This is a genomic window from Nonomuraea jiangxiensis (genome assembly GCF_900099965.1).
Lineage (GTDB): Bacteria > Actinomycetota > Actinomycetes > Streptosporangiales > Streptosporangiaceae > Nonomuraea > Nonomuraea jiangxiensis.
In genome coordinates this window covers 1-19447 of sequence record NZ_FNDJ01000031.1, presented here as the reverse complement: position 1 = coordinate 19447, position 19447 = coordinate 1, and the positions used below count along the sequence as shown (strand labels likewise).

Here is a 19447-nt window from a genome sequence, read left to right as displayed (position 1 = left end):
AGAGGAACAATATGCGCTACATCAAACTCGGCACCACCGGCCTCGAGGTATCTCCGATCGCCATCGGCGCCATGACCTATGGCGACCCCGACCGCGGCCACCCGGTCTGGTCGCTGGACGAAGAAACCAGCCGCCCGCTCATCAGGCACGCCCTTGAGTCCGGCATCAACTTCTTCGACACCGCCAACATGTACTCCTACGGCTCCAGCGAGGAGATCCTGGGCCGTGCGGTCAAGGACTTCGCGAACCGCGACGACGTCGTCATCGCCACCAAACTGCGCCACCCGATGCGTCCGGGCCCCAACGGCAAGGGCCTCTCGCGCAAGGCGATCATGGCCGAGGTCGATCACAGCCTGCGGCGGCTCGGCACCGACTACATCGACCTCTACCAGATTCACCGCAACGACCGGACGACCCCGCTGGAGGAGACTCTCGAAGCCCTGCACGATCTGGTCAAGGCGGGTAAGGTCCGCTACCTCGGAGCGTCCTCGATGCACGCCTGGGAGTTCGCCAAGGCCCTGCACCTGCAGAAGCGGCACGGGTGGGCGCGGTTCGCGTCGATGCAGGACCACTACAACCTGCTGGCCCGTGAAGAGGAGCGCGAGATGATCCCGCTCTGCCTGGACGAGGGAGTCGGCACGATCGTCTGGAGCCCGCTCGCCCGCGGCCGGCTGGCTCGCGCCTGGGATGAGGCGAAGTCGACCGCACGTTCGGCGACCGATGGCGCCTATGCCGACCAGCTCTACACGCCCGCGGAGGAGACTTCGAACCGCGCGATCATCGATGCCGTCGGCAAGGTCGCAGCCGCACGTGGCATCACCAGGGCTCAGGTCGCCCTGGCGTGGCTGCACGGCAAGCCGGTCGTCACCGCGCCACTCGTCGGCGCCAACACCACCGCCCAGATCGACGACGCGGTCGCCTCGCTGCAAATCGAACTCACCGATGAGGAACTTGCTGCTCTTGAACGGCCGTACACGCCCCGCTACGACTTCCAGGGCATCTCGGACGAAGCTGAGATGCAGAAGATCCGAGACCGGACTCCGGGTTACGCCAACGCATAGGACGTGTCTTGCAGGGTCGGAGGGCCCTGTGAGGACGGTCGCGAGAAAAGCGCCGCCTCAACGGCGACCAGATGATCGAGCACGCGACCGCGCTCAGGTTGCGCACCGCCGAGTCGCGCCAGATGCCGCGCCGCGTCACTCGCGGCGGCGCTGCACCCTGGTCGCCGCAGACGGGCGGGGGAGCCCCGACAGGCGAGGAGCCATCCTCGGCGGGGGGCGTGCGGGCTCCTGGCCGCTGAGCTGCTCAGACAGCACCTCAGCGACCAGGGGCCCGCTCCTGGCCACGGGTGGACGGCCCAACGATGACCGCACTGCGGCGGTCTCCTGACGCGAACCCCGACACCGAATCTTGCCGTCAGTCTCTCAGACCTGGTGCACGGTGCCCGCGTAGCGCTGGGCGAAGCGGGTGCCCGTGCCGGCCGTGACGGTGAAGTCGTAGCGGCCGTTCTCGACCGGCCACGTGGCCTCGGCGCGGGCGCCGGGCTTCACCCAGACGGTCTTCGGCCGGCCGCCGAAGTCGTTCGGCGTGAGCCGGAAGGAGACCTCCGTCTCACCGTCGTTGACCAGGGTCACCTCGATCGAGGCGCTGTCCGGACGGCCGCCGCGCAGCTTCGCCCGTACCGACGGGACGGCCACGTCGTCCTGGCCATCGCGGACGACGGTGCCGGCGAAACGGCGTACGAACCCGTCGGCGCCGTACACGCTGAAGTCGTACCGCCCGTCGGTGGCCGCGGCGTCCCACACGTATGTGCGCGAGGAGCGCGGGGCGACGGTGAAGGGCGTACCGGTGGCGGGCAGCACGATGTTGGGCAGCATCGTGAAGTGGAAGGCGACCGGGCCGTCGTTGGTGAAGGTGCAGGTCACCTCGCCGGTGGCGCGGTCCACCGTCACGTCGGCCCACGGCCGGTATGGCAGCGGCCGGTGCGGCCGGTCACCCTGCTCCGGGACGGGCATCTGCTGCTCCCCGGACCTCGGCACCTGCACCGGCGGCAGCGAGTGGTTCGCGTCCGCCCTGGCCATCAGCTCCACCGTGTCCGGCAGCCCGGGAATGCTGTAGTCGGGCTTGCCGAAGTCGAAGCAGCTCGTGAGGTCGCCGCAGACGGCCCGCCGCCAGGCCGAGATGTTGGGCTCCTGGACGCCGGTCACCTGCTCCAGGAACCGCAGCACCGAGGTGTGGTCGAAGACCTGGGAGTTGACCCAGCCGCCGCGGGAGAAGGGCGAGATGACGAACAGCGGCACCCGGCTGCCCAGCCCGATGGGCTTGTCCCCGACGAACTCCTCCGGCGTGCCCGGCTCGGGCATCGGCGGGATCACGTGGTCGAAGTAGCCGTCGTTCTCGTCGTACATCACCAGGAAGACCGTGTGCCGCCACACGTCCGGGTTGGCGAACAGCGACTGCAGGGCCGTGTTCACCCAGTGCGCGCCGTAGTCCGGGCTGGCGTCGGGGTGCTCGCAGAACAGGTACGGCGCGACCAGCCAGGAGACCGTGGGCAGGGTGCCGTCCTTGCAGTGCTGGTCGAACGCGGTCAGGTCGAACTTCGTCATCGCGTTGACGTAGCGCGGGTCGTCCTTGGGGAAGGCGTGGAACTGGCGGAAGTACGACAGGCCGTTGTCGTCGTAGTCGCCCTCCCGCTCGTCCTTGCTGGGGTTGTGGTAGACACGCCAGCTCACCCCGGCCGTCTCCAGGCGCTCGGCGTACGTGGTCCAGTCGGCCACCGGGTTGTCGGTGACCGGCGTGTTGTCGGTCCACGGGCCGGTCGTGCCGTCGCGGCCGGGACCGGCGGTGCCCGACCACAGGTAGAGCCGGTTGGGGTCGGTGGGGCCGTTCAAGGAGCAGAAGTAGCCGTCGCAGAGGGTGAACGCGTCGGCCAGCGCGTACTGGTAGGGGATGTCCTCGCGGGTGAAGTACCCCATCGTGCGCTCGCCCTTGGCGTTGACCCACTTGTCCATGGCGCCGTTGTTCACGGCCACATGGCCGGAGCTCCAGTCGTGCGGCAGGCCGCCCGCGTTCTGCGCGTTGTACTTGGTGGTGTCCATCCGGAAGGGCAGCAGGTGGCCCTCGGCGCGTCCGCGGTCGGGCTGGTGGAACACCGGCTCGCCGTTGGGCAGGACGAGCGCCTGGCGGTCGCCGAAGCCCCGGACGCCGTTCAGGTTCCCGAAGTAGTGGTCGAAGCTGCGGTTCTCCTGCATGAGGATGACGACGTGCTTGACCTCGTCGATGGAGCCGCGTTTCGCGGCCTGCGCGGTGTCGGGCAGGCCGACGACCGCGGCGGCCGCTCCCGCCGCCGCGGTGGCGCCGATGAAGGTACGGCGGCTGAACTCGGTCATGGGTTTTTCCTTCGACGGTCAGCTACGGGCGGACAGGGAGAAGGTGACGACGGCCGCGGCGTGGTCGGAGGGCCAGCCGTTCGTGGCGGTGTCCGGCACGGGACGCGGCCAGCCGGTGGCGAGGTTGTGGGCCTCCACGACCTTCAGCCGGCCGGCGTACTGGACCTGGTCGATGCGGTCCTGGGGTTCCCGGCCGCCGGCTGCGTTCGCGGGCCGTACCGGTGACCAGGTGGCGCCAGGGTCGCGATCCGGCTTCGGGCGCTCGTCGCGGAAGGCGTCGGTGAGGCCGGCCTCCGCCAGCGCGTCGGTCACCGGCCAGCGGAGCCTGCCGGTGGTGCCGTGCGCGGACGCGGTCCGGTTCGTCCAGTCCAGGTGAGAGGGGGAGGCGAGGCCGCCCGCCAGGATCACCTCGCCGTCCAGGTCGCGGCGCATCGCGGACAGCAGCGCCTGGGCCTGGCGGTAGCGTGTCGTCTGCCGCTCGGCCGCCTCGACCTGCGCCGGGGTACGGCCGGCCAGCACCGCGTACGGGCCGTAGCCGGCCTCGTCGAGCTGGGTCGTCCACACCCGGACCGTCCGGTTGCCTGGCAGGTGCACGGTGGCGGCCGCGGCGGGCAGGTCGGCGGTGGGCTCCACGAGGTCGGTGAGCCGGTAGCGGCTGACGATGCCCAGGCTGCCGCCGCTCTGGTAGACCTCCCAGCCCAGCGCCTCGGCCAGCGCGCGGGCGGCGGTGCCGCCGGTCTCCTGGAGCGCGACCAGGTCGAGGCCCTGGGTGAGCACGAGCCGGAGCAGCTTGTCCAGGGGGTCGTCGACGTGTGATCCGGCGTCCCACAGGTTCAGCGTGGCGACCTTGAAGCGGATCTGGTCCTTCGTCCTGCGTACCGGCACCTGAACGGTGATGGTGTCGTGGCCGGCCGCGCTGTCCTGCACGTCGACCACCAGCACGCCGGGGTCGCGGGGCTGGATCTCCGGGGCGGTGCCGGTGACGGTGCCGTCGGGGGAGACCTTCAGCCACGACGGGCCGGACAGGGCGCGGAACGTGGCACTGCCCGCGGGGTTGCCCTCCGGCCTGATCCACAGCCCGCCCAGGCGGACGGTGAAGCCCGTGCCGGTGGTCTGCGCGGCCGTGGTCACGGCGTCCACCACCGCGTACGGGCGCGGGATCACGGGCCTGGGCACGAAGCTGAACGGTTCGGTCCTGGCGAGGATGCCGTAGGCGTCCTTCGCCAGCAGGTAGGCGGTGTAGGGGCCGCCGGTGAAGCCGGAGGTGTCGAGGGTGGTGTCGCCGCCGGTGCCCGGGGTGTAGACCCACACCAGCGAGGCGCCGTTGCCCGGCTGCCGGTCGCCGTCGTAGATGCCGATCCAGTTGGTGGGGTCGGGGGCGTCGGTGGTCCAGTGGAAGGTCAGCCGGTCGCCCTCATGGGGCGCTGTCGGTGAGGCGAGGGTGATGGCGCTGCCCGCGGTAGCGGCGCTCGGGAGGGGGGACACGTGGGGTTCCTCTCCGCCCGGGTACGCCGGTGGGGCACCCAGGAAGGAAAAGTCGGTACATAACGCCCGTAACCAACCACTACTCCCACTCCAGCTTGTGAACGCCACGTGACGGATCCCCGGTGCCCAAGGGAATGATCAGTGGGCTCCGGAGGTGTCCCGTGGTATCAGCAGCTCGAACACGCTGGAGAAGCTGTCCTGTCCATGGCCGTCGGCCGACCGCCGGTCGAGCAGGTCTTTCAGCGGTTGATGGACGTCGGCGGCCACGCCGTTGGCCCTGCTGACGAGGATGAGGTTGTCGACGGCGGTCCGGTTCAGGTCGACCGTGGAGACCCCGTCCGCGTACGCCGCCGATCCGGCCTCACGCGCCAGCTCCGGCAGGAAATCGGCCATCCCGTGCAGCCATCGGGCCGCCAGAGGGGCGAACACGTCGGGGGCGGTGCCCAGCGAGGCGAGCAGTGCCGCGGCATGCAGGAATCCGGTGAGGGCCGCGTATCCGGTGCCGAGCAGGGCCAGGTCGTGGATCTCCGCCGAACCCGGGTCGGCGCCGAAGTAGTGGGCCGACGCCATCACGTCCAGCTCGTCCTGGTAGGTGGTGAAGGCCTGTTCGGAGCCACTGTAGAGAAAGAACGCCGCCTTGGTGGCGACGGTCTCGGGGAGGGCCATCATGGCCCCGTCGAGATAGTCGGCGCCGTGTCCGGTGACCCAGGCGGCCAGCTCACGAGCTTGGTCGGGGGTGCTGTTGGCGAGGTTGACGACCGTACGGCGGGGGAGCGCGGTGGCGGCCGGGCCGAGGGTTCGCCGTACCGCGTCGTGGTCGAGGAGCGGGGTGATCACCAGTGGTGCCACGGCGACCGCCTCGGCGGCGCCGGCCGCGCGCACGGCGCCCCGCTCGACGAGCGGGTCGGCCTTCGCGGCGCTGCGGTTCCATACGGTCACCCGGTAACCGGCGTCGAGAAACGCGGAGGCGATCGGCGTGCCCATGCGGCCGAGGCCGAGGACCGCCACAGCCGGCTTCGTCCGCTCAGGCATTCCGGCCGCCCTTCGTGATCGTCTCGATGACGCTCGCGATTCCGCTCAGGCCGTGGCCCTCGGCCATGGCCCGCTCCAGCAGGGCCTTGAACAGTTCGGGCACGTCGGTGCCGATGCCCTGCGTCCTGCTGGTGCGTACGAGGTGCTCCATCGCCGCCCGATGCACCTCCACGGTGCCGTCGTCATCAGGGAAGCGGCCGTCCTTTACCTGACGGGCATGGTCGGCCATGAGCGAGGCGACGAACGGCATGTGCTCCGTGGCCACCGCCGCGAACGAGCCCGGATCGACGCCTGCCGCCCCCACCAGGGCGACAGCGTGGTAGAAACCCGCCAGGGCGCCCCAGGCCAGGCCGAACAGCGCGGTGTCATAGATCGGGGCCAGCGCGGGATCAGCGCCGAGATGTACGCAGTTGCCCAGGCCGGCCAACACCGCCCGGTGCAGGGCGAAAGCCTCCTGCGAGCCGCTGAAGACGAACAGCGCCTCGGGACGCCCGACCAGCCGGGTGCCGCTCATGGCGGCGCCGTCGAGATAGTCCCCGCCGTGCCCGGCCACCCAGCCGGCGGCTTGAACGGCCTCCTCCGGCGTGCCGGAGGTGAGGTTCGCCAGGACCTGGCCGCGCAGGCTCTCCGCCATCGGCTCCAGCAGGTCCCGCACGGTCGTGTAGTCCGGCAGGCAGACCACGATCAGCGGACTCGCGGAGAGCGCCGCTTCCGCCGTCGCCGCACGGACGGCGCCCTGGGCGACGAGCGCGTCGGTCTTCGCGGCGGTGCGGTTCCAGACGGTCGTGGCGTAGCCGGCGGCGAGGAACGCCTGGGCGAGCCGCGTCCCCAGCTGTCCCAATCCGATCACCGACACCGTGGTCCGCTCGTGGCTCTCGTTCTCCGGCATGTGCCGACTCCTGCTCCTTCGGACGATCGCGCCGGACGGATTTTCCGGCGCGATCGGCACTGTGCCGTCCGGGGCTGTCGGAACGCCGGCGGCCCGCTGTCGGTCACGCACGGCCGCTGCCGGCCGGCCGGTTATCGTGCCAGTCATGTACTTCTCCGTGCTGGGCCCGCTCGCCGCCCGGACGGCCGCCGGACACGAGGTCGAGATCCCCGAGGCGAAGGTGCGCGATCTGCTGGCCGCCCTGCTCGTCCACGCGGGACGCACGGTCGCGGCGGACCGGCTGGTGGACGAGCTGTGGGGCGACAGGCTGCCGGGAAACCCGGCCGGCGCACTGCAGACGAAGGTCTCGCGGCTACGTAGTGCGCTGGCACGGGCCGAGCCCGGGGCCGGGACGTTGGTGGAGTGGAGGCCCCCGGGATATCTGCTGCGGATCGACCCTGGCGACGTGGACTCCGGCCGGTTCACCGACCTGACCGCCACCGCCTACCGAGCCGCGGACCCGCGCGTCAGGTCGGACCTGCTGACGGAGGCGTTGGCCCTGTGGAAGGGAGAGGCCTTCGCCGACCTGGGCGACATGGAGGTGCTGCGTACCGCGGCCGGGCGGTTGGCGGAACAGCGGCTCACCGCCCTGGAAGCCCTCGCCGAGACCCGGCTGGAGCTGGGTGAGCACCGCACACTGCTCGGGGAGCTGAGTGAGCTGGTGGCCCGCCATCCGCTGAGAGAGCGACTGCGCGCCGTGCAGCTTCGGGCGCTCTACCGGGCCGGCCGGCAGTCGGACGCCCTGGCCGCCTACACCGAGTTACGGAGCCGGCTGGCCGAGGAGCTCGGCGTCAGTCCCGGGCCGGAACTGGCGGCGCTGCACCAGGCGATCCTCACCCACGATGCCGCGCTGGAGTCCGGCCCCCGGAAGGGAAGGCGCGGTGACCTCGCGACTCCGCTCACCGCGCTGATCGGCAGGAAGGAGGCGGTGCCCGAGATAGGCGACCTGCTCACCACCCACCGGCTGGTCACCCTGACCGGCCTGGGCGGGGTGGGCAAGACCCGGCTGGCGGAGGAGGCGGCTCGTCAGGCGGCCGGCAGGTACGCCGATGGTGTCCGGATGGTCGGGCTCGCCGGATCCACGGAGGTGGGGGAGCAACTGAGCGCGGCCCTGGGCATCCGTGAGGAGTCGCCGGCGGGGTTGGCGGACGCGTTGCGTTCGCGGCGGCTCCTGCTGCTGCTGGACAACTGCGAGCACGTCATCGACGCGGCGGCCGAGGTCGTACGCCGGATCCTGGCCGCAGCACCGGGGCTGAGCGTCCTGGCCACCAGCAGGGAGCCCCTCGGGCTGGCCGGAGAGGCGGTGTGGTCCGTGCCACCGCTGGCGCAACCCGACGCCGAGCGCCTGTTCGCCGTACGGGCCGCGGCCGCCGCACCCGGATTCGTCGTCACCGGGCACAACGCGGAGGCCGTCGCGACGATCTGCCGCCGCCTTGACCGCATTCCGCTGGCGCTGGAACTGGCCGCCACCCGGGTCCGCGCGCTGGGTGTGCACGAGTTGGCCGCCCGGCTGGATGACAGGTTCCGGCTGCTGGCAGGCGGCCACCGCGGCGTGCCACCGCGCCACCGAACGCTCCGGGCCGTGATCGACTGGAGCTGGGACCTGCTCGGCGATGACGAGCGGACGCTCCTGCGCCGGCTGGCGATCTTCACCGACGGTTGCACCCTCGAAGCGGCCGAGGCGGTGTGCGGCGGCGACCAGGACGTCCTCGACCCGCTGGTCCGGCTGGTGGACCGCTCGGTCGTCACCGTGGCCGACGGCCTGCGATATCGGCTGCCTGAGTCGATCTCGGCGTACGCGCTGGAACGTCTGGCGGAGGCGGGCGAGGCGGAGGTCCTCCAACAGCGCCACTACGACTACCACACCGAGCTGGCCGAACGGGCCGCGGCCCGGCTCCACGGCCCTGACCAGCGGCACTGGCTGACACGCCTCGACCACGAGAGCGCCAACCTGAGGACGGCCCTGGAAGGCGCCGTACGACGGAAGGACGGGGCGGGGGCCTTGCGTCTGGTGCTCGCTTCGACCTGGTACTGGTTCCTGCGCGGCCGTCTGACCGAGGCGCTGCGGTCGCTGGAGGAAGCCCTGCGCGTCAGCGACGACACCCACCACGCCCTCCGTTCCCAAGCCGTGCTCTGGCAGGCGGGATTCGCCCTGCTGGCGGGGAAGGGAGGCGATGGTCAGGTCCATGCGCCTGAGGTGACGGAGGCCGGCGCGGCAGGTCGCGCACGTGCCGAATGGTTTCTCGGCTACGCCTCGCTCAAGGCGGGGGAGGACCTGGTCCGCAGCGAGACTCTGGTGGACCGTGCCCTGACCGGGTTCCGCGCGGCCGGAGACCGCTGGGGAATCGCGGTGGCACAGAGCACGCGCGCCGTACAGGCTCTGCTACGGGGCGACCTCGCCGCGCTGAAGTGGCGCGCCGAGGAAGGACACGCGCTTCTGGAGGAGCTCGGGGACCGCTGGGGACAACTGCAGACCACCTATCCACTGGCGGCGCTGGCCGAGATCACCGGCGACTACGCGCGGGCCGCCCAACTGCACGAGGACGGCCTTCACCTGGCCGAAGACCTGGGCTTCTGGGCGGAGGCCGCCGACCGGATCAGCGGGCTGGGCAGGGTCGCCCTCCTCGCCGGTGACTTCCCGCGGGCCGCCGATCTCCACAGGAAGGCGATGGCCCTGGCCTCCGAACACGGCTACGCGGCGGGGGAGATCCATGCCGAGATAGGCCTTGCCCTCGGGGCTCGGCGCGAGGGCGATTTCGACCTCGCCGAGCAGCACCTTCGCAGGACTCTCGCCTGGCACCGGGAGGTCGACTTCAGCCCCGGTCCCGCCCTTCTCCTCACCGAGCTCGGCTTCCTCGCAGAACAGCGCGGCGACGCCTCCGCGGCCCTGGCCCTGCACCGCCAGGGCCTTGCCGTCGCCGGAGACGGCGGCGACCCTCGCGCTGTCGCCCTCGCTCAGGAGGGCCTCGCCGGCGCTTACGCCCTCGCGGGGCAACCGGTGCGGGCCGCCCGGCTCCTGGGCGCCGCCGCGCGGGGGCGCTCGGCCTGCGGCGCCCCGCTGCCGGAGGCCGAACGCGGCGACGTGGATCGCATCACCGCCAGGGTCCTCGCGGCACTGGGTGAACAGAAGTTCGCTGCCGAGTTCTCCGCAGGCGTCGGCGACGGGCCGTGAGCGGATCGTGCGGTGGCCGACCTCGCCGACCGCAGAACGGAAGCCGGCGTCAACGGTGTTCGCTGCGCCTTCGGAAGGACTCGGCGTAGGCGTCGGCGCGGAAGGTGAGCACCGCGTTGACCCAGATGAACGCGTGGATCGCCCAGTAGGCGGCGCTGCCGTAGCTGACGGGCAACGGCGGCTGCTGCATGATGGCCTCGGTGAGGTGCGGGTGAGCGGCTGCCGTCGGGCAGCGCGAACCGGGTCGCCATCCCACGGGCCACCGGCACGCCGTCACGCGGGATAGGGATGGCGTGAAACCAACGGGCCCGCGCCGAGGCGAACGGGTCCCCCCGCCTTACACCGGAGCCCCTGATATCGGCGAGGGGAGGAAGTGGCCGCCGGAGGAGGTCCAGGGCGGGGGCTTGACTTAATTTCCGTGGACTCCATTATTAATCGTGTCCCCCCAGTCACCCGGACCCGGGCTCCGCGAAAGCGAGCTGCCATGAATGCCACGCCCCCGTCCAGACTCCTCCTCACCCTCGCGCTCCTCGCCGCCATGATCATGCTCCCCGCGGGCGCCGCCACCGCGGCGGCGCCGTTCGAGCTGGGACGCACGCCGTTCTACGGCAAGGTCCCCACGCTCAACCAGAACAGCCGCACCGCGTTCTGGTACGGCCAGCTCGACCAGGCCAGGACCAACCAGCTCAAGGGCTACGACCTGGTCGTGCTGGAACCCACGCTGCGCGTGCTCAATGTGGCCGCCGACCACTTCTTCTTCGAGTCCGTCACCAGCTCCCAGGTACAGGAGATCAAGCGCGGTCTCGACGGCGTCCTGGGCAGCGCCGACGACGTGATCGTGCTCGGCTACCTCTCGGTGGGCGAGATGCTGCCCACGATCATCCCCGGCTCCTCCGGGCACATGACCGTGGCCAAGGGCATCGAGCTCGGCCTGCTGCCCGCCGGATACCAGGGGCCGTCCGGGCCGCTGCACGGGCCGAACCCGTGGAACTACGACTCCGCCGGACGCTACGTGAACGTCGAGGGCGGCGCCACCCCCGACGGCAGCTACCGCGACGACTACGCCGGATACGCGGGCGTCGACATCGCCCCCGACCACTCCTCCTGGGGTGAGCGGCTGCGCTGGGCGAACAGGGGCGTCATGCCCTGGTACCTCGACCAGCAGGGCACCTGGGTGAACGACACGCGCTACCTGTACGGCGGCTACTGGAAGGACGGCGACGGCGTCGTGGACGTCAACCGCACCTACGGCGGCGGCTACATCAACGGCGGCGACCCGGCGTGGCAGCGGTTCGTCACGTACCAGGTCGACAAGATCGTGCACGACGGCGAGTACGACGGGGTGTTCCTGGACACCGTGGACACGCCGGACCCGGTCGGCGGCGCGGGGCCGTCGGTGTCGTGGGGGCCGCGGGGCAACTTCGGGTTCACCGCCGAGGGCATGGTGGAGCTCGTCGAGAAGATCAAGGCGGTGGACCCGTCGAAGGTGGTGGCGGCCAACCGCGGCTACTGGTACTTCAACCCGGACGAGGGCACCTCCCAGTTCGCCGCCCGCTACCGGCACGCGATCAACGTCTTCGTCACCGAGTCCTGGTACTACAACACCTACATCCCGGGCTTCTACGACACCAGCCCCGGATACGCCGACAACTGGAACACCAATCGGAGCTCGCCGACGTACCGCAACCGGGACAATTTCGGCGGCTTCTGGAAGGACTACGTCAACGCCCAGGCGAACGCGTCCGACGGCTTCAACGTGGTCATCATCGACTTCCGGGTGCCGGCCTCAGGGACGCAGAAGTGGATGAACGAGGTGGTGGCGAACAGCGGCTACCTCGGATACGACGTCAGCGGCGCCAACCACTTCAACTCCGCGATCTACGACGACGCCAAGAACTGGCTGGACGCCCAGGGCCGCGCCGCGCCGAGCCAGGCGGGGGCGCACCCGACCGACCTGTACGGGGGCTTCGTCGCCGACGGCTCATTCGGCGAGTGGTCGGCGGAGACCCCGATCTTCAACGACCCGGCCGGGAACAACGGCAAGGGCATCACCAAGGTCTTCGCCAGGTTCGTCGGCGACCGGTTCTTCATGATGGTCGAGGCCAAGCAGGCGCTCAGCCTGGCCCAGGAGATGATCTACTTCGACTACGACCAGGACGGACCCTCCGGGTGGCAGCCGTGGTGGCCGACCTCGCCGGACGCTCGGGTCTACCTGGAATCGCTCAACCAGGCGTACCTGCTGCCGCACGCCGGAGCCGGTCAGGGGGACGCGTTCAAATTCTCCAGCCCAGGCTCGCCGGCGAACCGCGGGTGGCCGGTACGGGTGGTGCAGTCGGGGACACGGGCGGAGCTGGAGTTCGCCAGGGATCACGTGTTCCCGGCGTCGACGGCGGGCCGGGAGATCTGGACCTGGTTCAGGGTGGCCAACTTCGGCGGATCGTCGGTCAAGTTCACCGTCCCGGGCGCCAACCCGACCCCGCCCCCGACTCCCACCCCCACGCCGACTCCCACGCCGACGCCGACCCCCACTCCCACCCCCGTACCGGGATTCACCATCGACGGCTCCGCGGCCGACTGGGCGGGGATCACGCCGCTGATGACCGGAACCGCCGGCGTCCAGTCGATCTCTGCCGCCAGTGACGGCGTCAAGCTGTACCTCCTCGCCCGCGGCACCGGCCTCAACGTCCTCGAACAGTTCTTCCTCGACACCGACGCCAACCCCGCCACCGGTTATGCCGCCACGGGCTGGACCAACCCGTCCGGCGCCGAGTACCTGCTGGAGAACGCCAACCTCTACCGCCACGGCGGCTCGGGCTGGTCGTGGACCCCGCTCGGCCAGGCGGCCTTCGCCCGCAACGACACCGTCGTCGAGGCGGCCATCCCCCTCGCGAGCCTCGGACTCACCCCCGGCGCGCGCCTCAGGCTCGGCTTCATCAGGAACAACACGACCGACCGGCTGCCCCCGCCCGCCGGGACGTTCCCCACCTTCACCGTCACCGGCACCCAGGAGCCATAGCGAGCGATCAAGATCGCCTTTGACAGGAACGTCCGAGGCCGAGAACCCTACGGCCGTCCACACGCAGGCATGCGCGTGCTGCGGTCATCGCTCGCTTCAGCCGGCGTTCGTGGTGGACGCCGGCTCTCCGGATAAGGGGCGCCCCTGCTTCTCGACCGGGGGATCTTCCACTGCCGGACCGACATTCCCGACGACGGGGAGCGGCTCAGCGAAAAGCAGGCGGCGAGCATTCCGAACTACCAGGTGGTGCCGCCCACCTGAGCCTCCGGCCGGTCCAGGGCTGTCAACGGTTCCTCGTGGGCTTTCGGTCGGGCGCCGCCCGGAATCCCGGGCGGCGCCTGCGGATATCGCCTTACTGCTCAGCGGCGGAGCGCGCAGCTCGCGGTCGTCACCTTGGTGGGGTCGCTCTCCGACTTCGCCGTCAGCGTCACCGTGCCGGTCGTCGCGGCGCCGGCGTCCGCGGCCGTGGCCACGTTCACGGCGACGGACTGGCCGAACGCGGCGGTCGCCAGCGCGTTCGGCAGCCCGGCGCGCCAGCCGGTGCCGCTGACCACGGCCGAGAGCCGGTAGACGTCCGAGCGCTGGTAGGCGGCCACCGCCGCCGGCTGGCCGGAGGCGCGATACTGGCCGGTGTTGGACAGATCGAACCGGCAGGTCGTGCCCGAAAGCGTGCCGGCCGACAGCGTGACACCGCGGGTGCTCGGGCCCGCGCCGTCCAGGGAACGGGCGGCCATCAGGTAGTACAGGTCGCCGCGCTGGTTGGTGCGCTTGCCGATGACGTAGAAGTGCAGCCGGTTGGCCTGGTCGACGTACTCGTACTTGCTGCCCGAGTCGGTGCCGGCGTGGAAGAGGCCGTCGTTGAGCTGCCGGTAGTCGCCGATGGAGCGCATGACGGCGGTGCCGTTCGGCTTCCTGTAGTCGACCATGTTGATGTCCTGCGGGTTGGCGTCGATCATCCAGCTGAAGCAGAGGTAGCCGCAGCTGTCGTTCTCGTTGCTGAACGGCTTGTTCTTCGTCAGCATTACGCCGTTGTCAGGGGTGAACGAGTCGGTGCCGATGCGCTGGACCACTTCCAGCGAGTAGTTCGTGAAGCCGGGGCCGGAGCACAGCGGGTTGGTGTTGATGTTGCACGCCGGGGTGCGGTCCTGGCCCAGGTCGAGCAGGACGCCCTGCAGCTCGCCCGTGGTGGGCAAGGCGCTGCGGGCCTTGACCTCGAACACGGCGACGCCGCCGGACCGGAGCGCTGTGCCGGACAGGTTGAGCACCTGGTTGGCGCCGATGAAGTTCAGCTTGAGCTTCGCCCGCAGGGTCTGGCCGGCCGGCATGGAGGCGCCCTGGGTCGCCGGGACCTGCCACCGGTTGTGCGGCCCGCCGGGGCCGTTGAAGGAGCCCCGGTCCATCAGGTCGAACGGCCCGGTGCCGACCCGGCGGTAGGGCTGGCGGTAGGGATTGTTGTTGTTGTCGCCGATGTCGAACCTGTGCGAGATCTCGTGGGTGATGGTGCCGGAGCTCTCGCCCTGCCGGATGCCGGCGTTGCCCCACAGCATGGCGCCGGCCTTCCAGGAGGTCCATTCGGTGTAGCGTCCGCGCACCCAGTTCGGCAGGGCGGGGTCCGGCGGACCCCATTCATCGGGGATGTCCTCCTTGTTCTGGAACTTCATCTCGCCGAACTCCTGCCACACGGACGTCTCGTCGTAGCCCGCGTAAACGCGCAGCACCATGTCGTACTTCTGGGTCTCCGCCTGCCCGACCTGCCGCAGCCACTGCCCGTCGACGTCCGCTTCGAGGCGGCCGTTGCAGGTGTGCCCGCTCGGGCAGCCGGCGCCCTCCTGGCCGATGTCGTTGATCCCGTACTCGTAGAGCGGGCGCGGCGCCTGGTAGGGGCCGAAGGGGACGAACTCGACGCCGATCCGGCCGGAGGTCTGCTCCATCCAGTACTCGTTGACGGTGTGCCCGTGGTTCAGCGCGCTGGGCTTGCCCCAGAAGTCGGCATAGAACCTGGCCACGTCCTGGCGCCTGACGGGATCGACCTGCGGGTTGCCGAACGGGTCGCTGCCCTTGGGCCGGGTGATGACGAACGGCTGGTCGGGGAAGTCGACCGCGAGCACGGCGATCCGCAGCTTCTGGACGGTCGGCTGCCGCGCCGGGTTGGCCCAGTCGGCGCCCGGCACGGCTCGGTAGTCGGCCCACGTCATGTCCTGCTGGTCCTGCCAGACCTGCGGATCGATGGGCTGGAACAGGGGGTCGGCGAGGGCCGTACCGGACGCGCGGCCGGCGGGCTCGGCGGTGGCGCCCGTGGCCGTCGTACATGCCATGACCACGGCCAACGCCGCCGCCGACGCGGTTAAGCTCTTCGATCTCCTACGACTGGGTCGCCACATGTGCACCACTCACCCTCTCGTTTCCGGGCATCGCATGCGTTCCCCCGAAGAGGTTTCTCGTCTGGGCATGGCGGCTGATGAGTGCCCTGACAGTACAACGTCACATATAACGCTTCAAGAGCCTGAAGCAGCCGGGAACGCCGCCGGTTCGCGGTTGTATCGGCTTCGCGCCATGAGGGCTGGAGGTGCGCCCGCGGCCTTGTCATCACGGTTCGGTGTAAGGGCTTCGCAGTGATGCACCGTGATCGGATGATGACGGTGTGATGAGGCGGCGGGGGCGAGCGTGGCGGGGTGTGGCGGCGGCCGGCGGACTTGTGCTGCTGGCCGTCTGCGTGGGGATTGTCGCGATCGTCTTCCAGGCCAGAGGGCTGCAGGAGGCGGCGAACGTCGCCCAGCTCGTATCGGTCCTGCTGGCGATTCCCGCTCTCACCCTCCCGCTCATCGCCTGGTGGCGCCGGACCGGCCATCCACCGCGACCCCCCGCGAGCGCCGACCTCGCCAGGGCTGAGGACGTGCTGACCGGGCTGGTGGCCGAGCAGTGGCGAACTGAGGTGGTGCTGCGGTCCCTGGGGGATCCGGCGCCGATCCCGGTCCGCTGGCGCCTGACCGACAGAGCGGAGCTGATGGATCACCCCAAGCTCGTCGCCTCAGGGAAACTGTCGTTCACCGGCCGCAGCGACCAGCCCGCCGATCTGGCCAAGGCGTTCCGCCGGTTACGGCGCCGGCGTCTGGTCATCACCGGCGGGCCAGGAGCGGGAAAGACCACGCTGGCAGTACAACTGCTGCTGGAGCTCGCCGATACCCGCGCCTCCGACGAGCCGGTGCCGGTGCTGTTCCCCCTCGCCGCCTGGGATGCCGGGACCTACCCTCGGCTCCATGACTGGCTGGCGGCGCGGCTCGAACAGGACTACCCAGCCCTCAACGCCGCCGAACTGGGGCCCGAAGTCGCAGCCGCGCTGGTCAGACGCGGTCGTGTCCTTCCGGTGCTGGACGGCCTGGACGAGCTACCGGACGCGGCCCGCGCCAACGTTGTGACAGCGCTGAACCGGTCATTGGCCGATCGTGACCAGATGATCGTCACCTCTCGCACAGAGGAACTGGGCGTGGCGCTCAAGGAAGCCGGGGATGTGCTGACCGCCACCGCCGTCATCGCCCCGCAGGCGCTGAAGCCGCAGATCGCGACCGAGTATCTACAGACCTGCCTGCCTCCCCGGCCCCGTCACGACTGGAGCCCGGCCTTGAAGGCCCTGCGTCGGAGCACCGCACCCGGCCTGGCCGAGGTCGCCTCCACGCCACTGGGCTTGTGGCTGATACGCAGCGTCTACATCATCCCTGGCGCGGATCCGGCGCCGCTGGCGGGAGAGCTGGGTGGTGACGCGCCGGCGCTGCGTGCCCATCTCCTCGACCACCTCATCCCCGCCCTCATCGCCACCCGTCCCCCCAGCGACGACCCGGCCGAGCATTTCCGGCCTCGCCACCGGCTCGACACCCACACCACCCGCCGCTACCTCGCCTACCTGGCCTACCACTTCCATCCGGCCACCACCCGTGACCTGGCCTGGTGGCGCATCGCAGGCACGACCAGCCCGCGGCTGCGGCTGCTGGCCAGGGTCGCGAGCGGCGTGGTGGTGGGGCTGCCGGTCGGGCTGGTGGGCCTGCTCGGCCTGGAGCTGGATTTCAAGACGGTGCCCTGGATCGCCGCCTCGCTCTTCCTCTGGTCGGTGGCCGGGTTGGCGATCGGGCGCACGGCGGGCTCCTGGTTCCAGGAAACTCCCGGCCATGCCGACCTCCGTCTGCGCGGCCGGATCGGCGTCCTCCGGCGTGCCATCAGGGCAAGCGTCGGTACGGGGCTCATGACGAGGCCGGCACTGGGCGCGCTGATCGGCATCGCCGCCTGGGTGCAGATCTGGCTGGCCGGTGGGCCGGTGAACGAACGACTGGCGGCCGGGCTTACGGCCGCGCTCACGTACTGGCTGGGGGTGGGAGCCGTACAAGCGCTCATCCAGTGGGCGGAGCAGCCCACCCTGACCGCGGTCAGCACCCCGCGTTCCAGTTGGCGGGCCGACAGGACGCTCACCCTGCTCCGGAGCATCGCCGGCCTCGTGCTCGGCCTGGTGGTCGGCTTCGCGACCTGGCTCGCGGCGGTGCTCGTGACCGGGCAGGGCCAGGTGGACGAAGGCGTGCTGGTGTCAGGACTGGGACTCACGGCCGGGCTCGCGCTCGGTCTGGTGCTCGGGCGTCACCATGCCTGGCTCGCCTGCCGCGTCGTGACAGGCGCATTGGCGATCCGAGGACGGCTGCCGTGGCGGCTCATGAGCTTTCTGGACGAGGCACATCGGCTGGGACTGCTCCGCGCCGTGGGGCCGATCTACCAGTTCCGGCACGCCGAGCTTCACGATCACCTCGCCACCGCCTACAGACGCTCTCCCAGCCCTGACGATCGCTCCTAGGATGGGTTTTCTGAATGCTGCTCGGTCGAGAAACCGTCGAGTTCGATGCGGTCTTCCTTGCTGAGCAGTTCCTGGAAGACGGTGATGTGCAGGCCGGCGGGCGCGTTCAGGCGGGCGTTGAGCGACTGCCAGGGCGTGGTGGTGGGCGGCGCCACCTGTTCGGCGCCTGCGGAGACCAGCCGTTCGCTGGCGGCGCGGGCGTCGTCCACCTCGAACGCCACCCGGATCTTGGGCGCCACCGGGCGGCCGACCTCCACCTCGTCGATCATCCGCTTCTGTGCCGGGTTGGCGATTTCCAAGGTCGCCCGGCCGGCTTCGAGGATCACCACCCTGGCACCGTCTCCACTGGAGAAGGCGGCTTGCTCGGGCAACCCCAGGGCGTCCCGGTAGAACGCAAGCGCGGCCTCGTAGTCCTCCGCCTCGACGACCAGGCGGAGCTGGCGCACGACGATGGGGTCCGGGTGCTCGTTCGCAATCATGGCAAATCCCCTTCAGCAGAGTTGGGCGGCAACGAGAGGGAGGTGGCTGAGCACCACTCCGTCTCCATCATGCGCGATCAACGGCGGGACTAAGAGCTGTTTCTTAGATCTGCTGACTGATCGTGGTTGAATCGTCACGATGGGCGTATGGGGCGAGGAGACTTAACCAACGCAGAGTGGGAGCGGCTCGAACCGTTGCTACCCGAGGGCGGTCAGCGGGGCGGGCGATGGAATGACCACCGCAGAACGATCGACGGCGTGTTGTACCGGGCCCGCACCGGACTGCCGTGGCGGGACCTGCCCGAACGGTTCGGTCCGTGGATCACGGTCTACAAGCGGCATCGCCGCTGGTCGGCCGATGGCACCTGGCAGATGCTGCTGACCGCGATCCAGGTCGAGCAGGACGCCGAGGGGCGGGTGGACTGGAATATCTCCGTGGACTCCACCACGGTGAGGGCGCATCAGCATGCCGCCGGCGCGCCTCGCACACCGCCCCCTGCACCTCCTGCATCCGGGGGCGGCAAAAGGGGGGATGCCGCCGGGACAAAGCGGGGCGATCCGGTGCTGGCCAGGCTGGCCGCCCGGCTGGCGGAGGTGGTCAGACTGGGGAGTGCTTAGGCCGTTCCCGTGGCGGGTTCACCACCAAGATCCATCTGTCCGCGGATGGCCGCTGCCGGGTGTTGTCGCTGGTGCTGACGCCGGGCCAGTATGGCGACAGCCCGCAGTTCCGGCGAGTGCTGGGCGCCATCCGGGTGCCTCGGCTGGGGCCGGGACGTCCGCGTACCCGGCCCGACAGCCTGGCCGCGGACAAGGCCTACTCCTCCCGCGCCAACCGCGTCCACCTGCGCCGCCGCAAGATCCGCCACACCATCCCCGAACCACGCGATCAACGCGCCCACCGCCGCCGACGCGGCTCGGCAGGGGGTCGGCCCACCGGCTTTGACGCCGAACGCTACAAGGCGCGCAACGTCGTCGAACGGGCGATCAATCGGCTGAAGAACTTCCGGGCCGTGGCCACGCGTTACGACAAGCGCGCCTACATCTTCCTTGGCACCGTCACCCTGGCCGCGTTGGTCATCTGGCTCCGAACCTGATCCAAGAAACAGCTCTTAGGT

11 protein-coding genes and 1 pseudogene are annotated in these 19447 nt (G+C 70.4%); 5 read left to right on the top strand and 7 right to left on the bottom strand.

Features of this window, described 5'->3' with window-relative positions; translation table 11 throughout:
- Window positions 1–11 precede the first annotated feature (11 nt).
- Window positions 12–1061: an aldo/keto reductase gene (locus tag BLS95_RS44125; RefSeq protein ID WP_090945586.1), complete on the top strand. Its 1050-nt coding sequence runs from the start codon at window positions 12–14 to the stop codon at window positions 1059–1061.
- Between the two features lie 363 nt (window positions 1062–1424).
- Here the strand turns inward: BLS95_RS44125 and BLS95_RS44120 are convergent, their stop codons facing one another.
- The 4 genes from BLS95_RS44120 to BLS95_RS44105 all read right to left on the bottom strand — a co-directional run bounded on the left by BLS95_RS44120 (window position 1425) and on the right by BLS95_RS44105 (window position 6795).
- A complete protein-coding gene (locus BLS95_RS44120) occupies window positions 1425–3389 on the bottom strand; it encodes a phosphocholine-specific phospholipase C (RefSeq protein WP_090945585.1) in 1965 nt (654 codons plus the stop codon).
- A gap of 18 nt (window positions 3390–3407) precedes the next feature.
- Complete coding sequence (locus tag BLS95_RS44115; protein WP_090945584.1) at window positions 3408–4874, bottom strand: endonuclease/exonuclease/phosphatase family protein; 1467 nt, start codon at window positions 4872–4874, stop codon at window positions 3408–3410.
- 138 nt (window positions 4875–5012) lie between these two features.
- Entirely contained in the window at window positions 5013–5906 is an 894-nt protein-coding gene (locus BLS95_RS44110; protein WP_090945583.1) for an NAD(P)-dependent oxidoreductase, read from the bottom strand.
- Window positions 5899–6795, bottom strand: a complete 897-nt coding sequence (locus tag BLS95_RS44105) for an NAD(P)-dependent oxidoreductase (protein WP_090945582.1) — start codon at window positions 6793–6795, stop codon at window positions 5899–5901. Before BLS95_RS44105 ends, BLS95_RS44110 begins: the two co-directional genes overlap by 8 nt.
- A gap of 145 nt (window positions 6796–6940) precedes the next feature.
- Here BLS95_RS44105 and BLS95_RS44100 point away from each other — a divergent pair, with 145 nt between their 5' ends.
- Window positions 6941–10006, top strand: a complete 3066-nt coding sequence (locus tag BLS95_RS44100) for an AfsR/SARP family transcriptional regulator (RefSeq protein WP_090945581.1) — start codon at window positions 6941–6943, stop codon at window positions 10004–10006.
- A gap of 49 nt (window positions 10007–10055) precedes the next feature.
- On the opposite strand, the gene BLS95_RS56300 is transcribed toward BLS95_RS44100, so the two are convergent.
- Window positions 10056–10196, bottom strand: coding sequence for a hypothetical protein (locus BLS95_RS56300; protein WP_176993711.1), 141 nt, complete (start codon window positions 10194–10196; stop codon window positions 10056–10058).
- A 294-nt stretch (window positions 10197–10490) separates the two neighbouring features.
- On the opposite strand from BLS95_RS56300, the gene BLS95_RS44095 reads away from it, so the two are divergent.
- Window positions 10491–13022, top strand: a complete 2532-nt coding sequence (locus BLS95_RS44095; RefSeq protein ID WP_090945580.1) for a hypothetical protein — start codon at window positions 10491–10493, stop codon at window positions 13020–13022.
- A gap of 359 nt (window positions 13023–13381) precedes the next feature.
- On the opposite strand, the gene BLS95_RS44090 is transcribed toward BLS95_RS44095, so the two are convergent.
- The gene (locus tag BLS95_RS44090; protein WP_245765665.1) at window positions 13382–15337 is read right to left on the bottom strand and encodes a peptidase M6; all 1956 of its coding nucleotides are present in this window, start codon (window positions 15335–15337) and stop codon (window positions 13382–13384) included.
- A 359-nt stretch (window positions 15338–15696) separates the two neighbouring features.
- On the opposite strand from BLS95_RS44090, the gene BLS95_RS44085 reads away from it, so the two are divergent.
- Complete coding sequence (locus tag BLS95_RS44085; RefSeq protein WP_176993710.1) at window positions 15697–17853, top strand: NACHT domain-containing protein; 2157 nt, start codon at window positions 15697–15699, stop codon at window positions 17851–17853.
- Here the strand turns inward: BLS95_RS44085 and BLS95_RS44080 are convergent.
- Complete coding sequence (locus tag BLS95_RS44080) at window positions 17850–18332, bottom strand: VOC family protein (protein WP_090945578.1); 483 nt, start codon at window positions 18330–18332, stop codon at window positions 17850–17852. The two genes, BLS95_RS44085 and BLS95_RS44080, sit on opposite strands and share 4 nt — an antisense overlap.
- 147 nt (window positions 18333–18479) lie before the next feature.
- On the opposite strand from BLS95_RS44080, the pseudogene BLS95_RS44075 reads away from it, so the two are divergent.
- Window positions 18480–19426: pseudogene (locus tag BLS95_RS44075) on the top strand (IS5 family transposase).
- The last annotated feature ends 21 nt before the right edge of the window (window positions 19427–19447 follow it).

Excerpts from the sequence above, each read along its gene's own strand:
- BLS95_RS44120 (WP_090945585.1), bottom strand. The coding sequence starts at position 3,389 with ATGACCGAGTTCAGCCGCCGTACCTTCATCGGCGCCACCGCGGCGGCG.
- BLS95_RS56300 (WP_176993711.1), bottom strand. The coding sequence starts at position 10,196 with ATGCAGCAGCCGCCGTTGCCCGTCAGCTACGGCAGCGCCGCCTACTGG.
- BLS95_RS44125 (WP_090945586.1), top strand. The coding sequence starts at position 12 with ATGCGCTACATCAAACTCGGCACCACCGGCCTCGAGGTATCTCCGATC.
- BLS95_RS44100 (WP_090945581.1), top strand. The coding sequence starts at position 6,941 with ATGTACTTCTCCGTGCTGGGCCCGCTCGCCGCCCGGACGGCCGCCGGA.
- BLS95_RS44080 (WP_090945578.1), bottom strand. The coding sequence starts at position 18,332 with ATGATTGCGAACGAGCACCCGGACCCCATCGTCGTGCGCCAGCTCCGC.
- BLS95_RS44105 (WP_090945582.1), bottom strand. The coding sequence starts at position 6,795 with ATGCCGGAGAACGAGAGCCACGAGCGGACCACGGTGTCGGTGATCGGA.
- BLS95_RS44090 (WP_245765665.1), bottom strand. The coding sequence starts at position 15,337 with ATGGCATGTACGACGGCCACGGGCGCCACCGCCGAGCCCGCCGGCCGC.
- BLS95_RS44110 (WP_090945583.1), bottom strand. The coding sequence starts at position 5,906 with ATGCCTGAGCGGACGAAGCCGGCTGTGGCGGTCCTCGGCCTCGGCCGC.
- BLS95_RS44095 (WP_090945580.1), top strand. The coding sequence starts at position 10,491 with ATGAATGCCACGCCCCCGTCCAGACTCCTCCTCACCCTCGCGCTCCTC.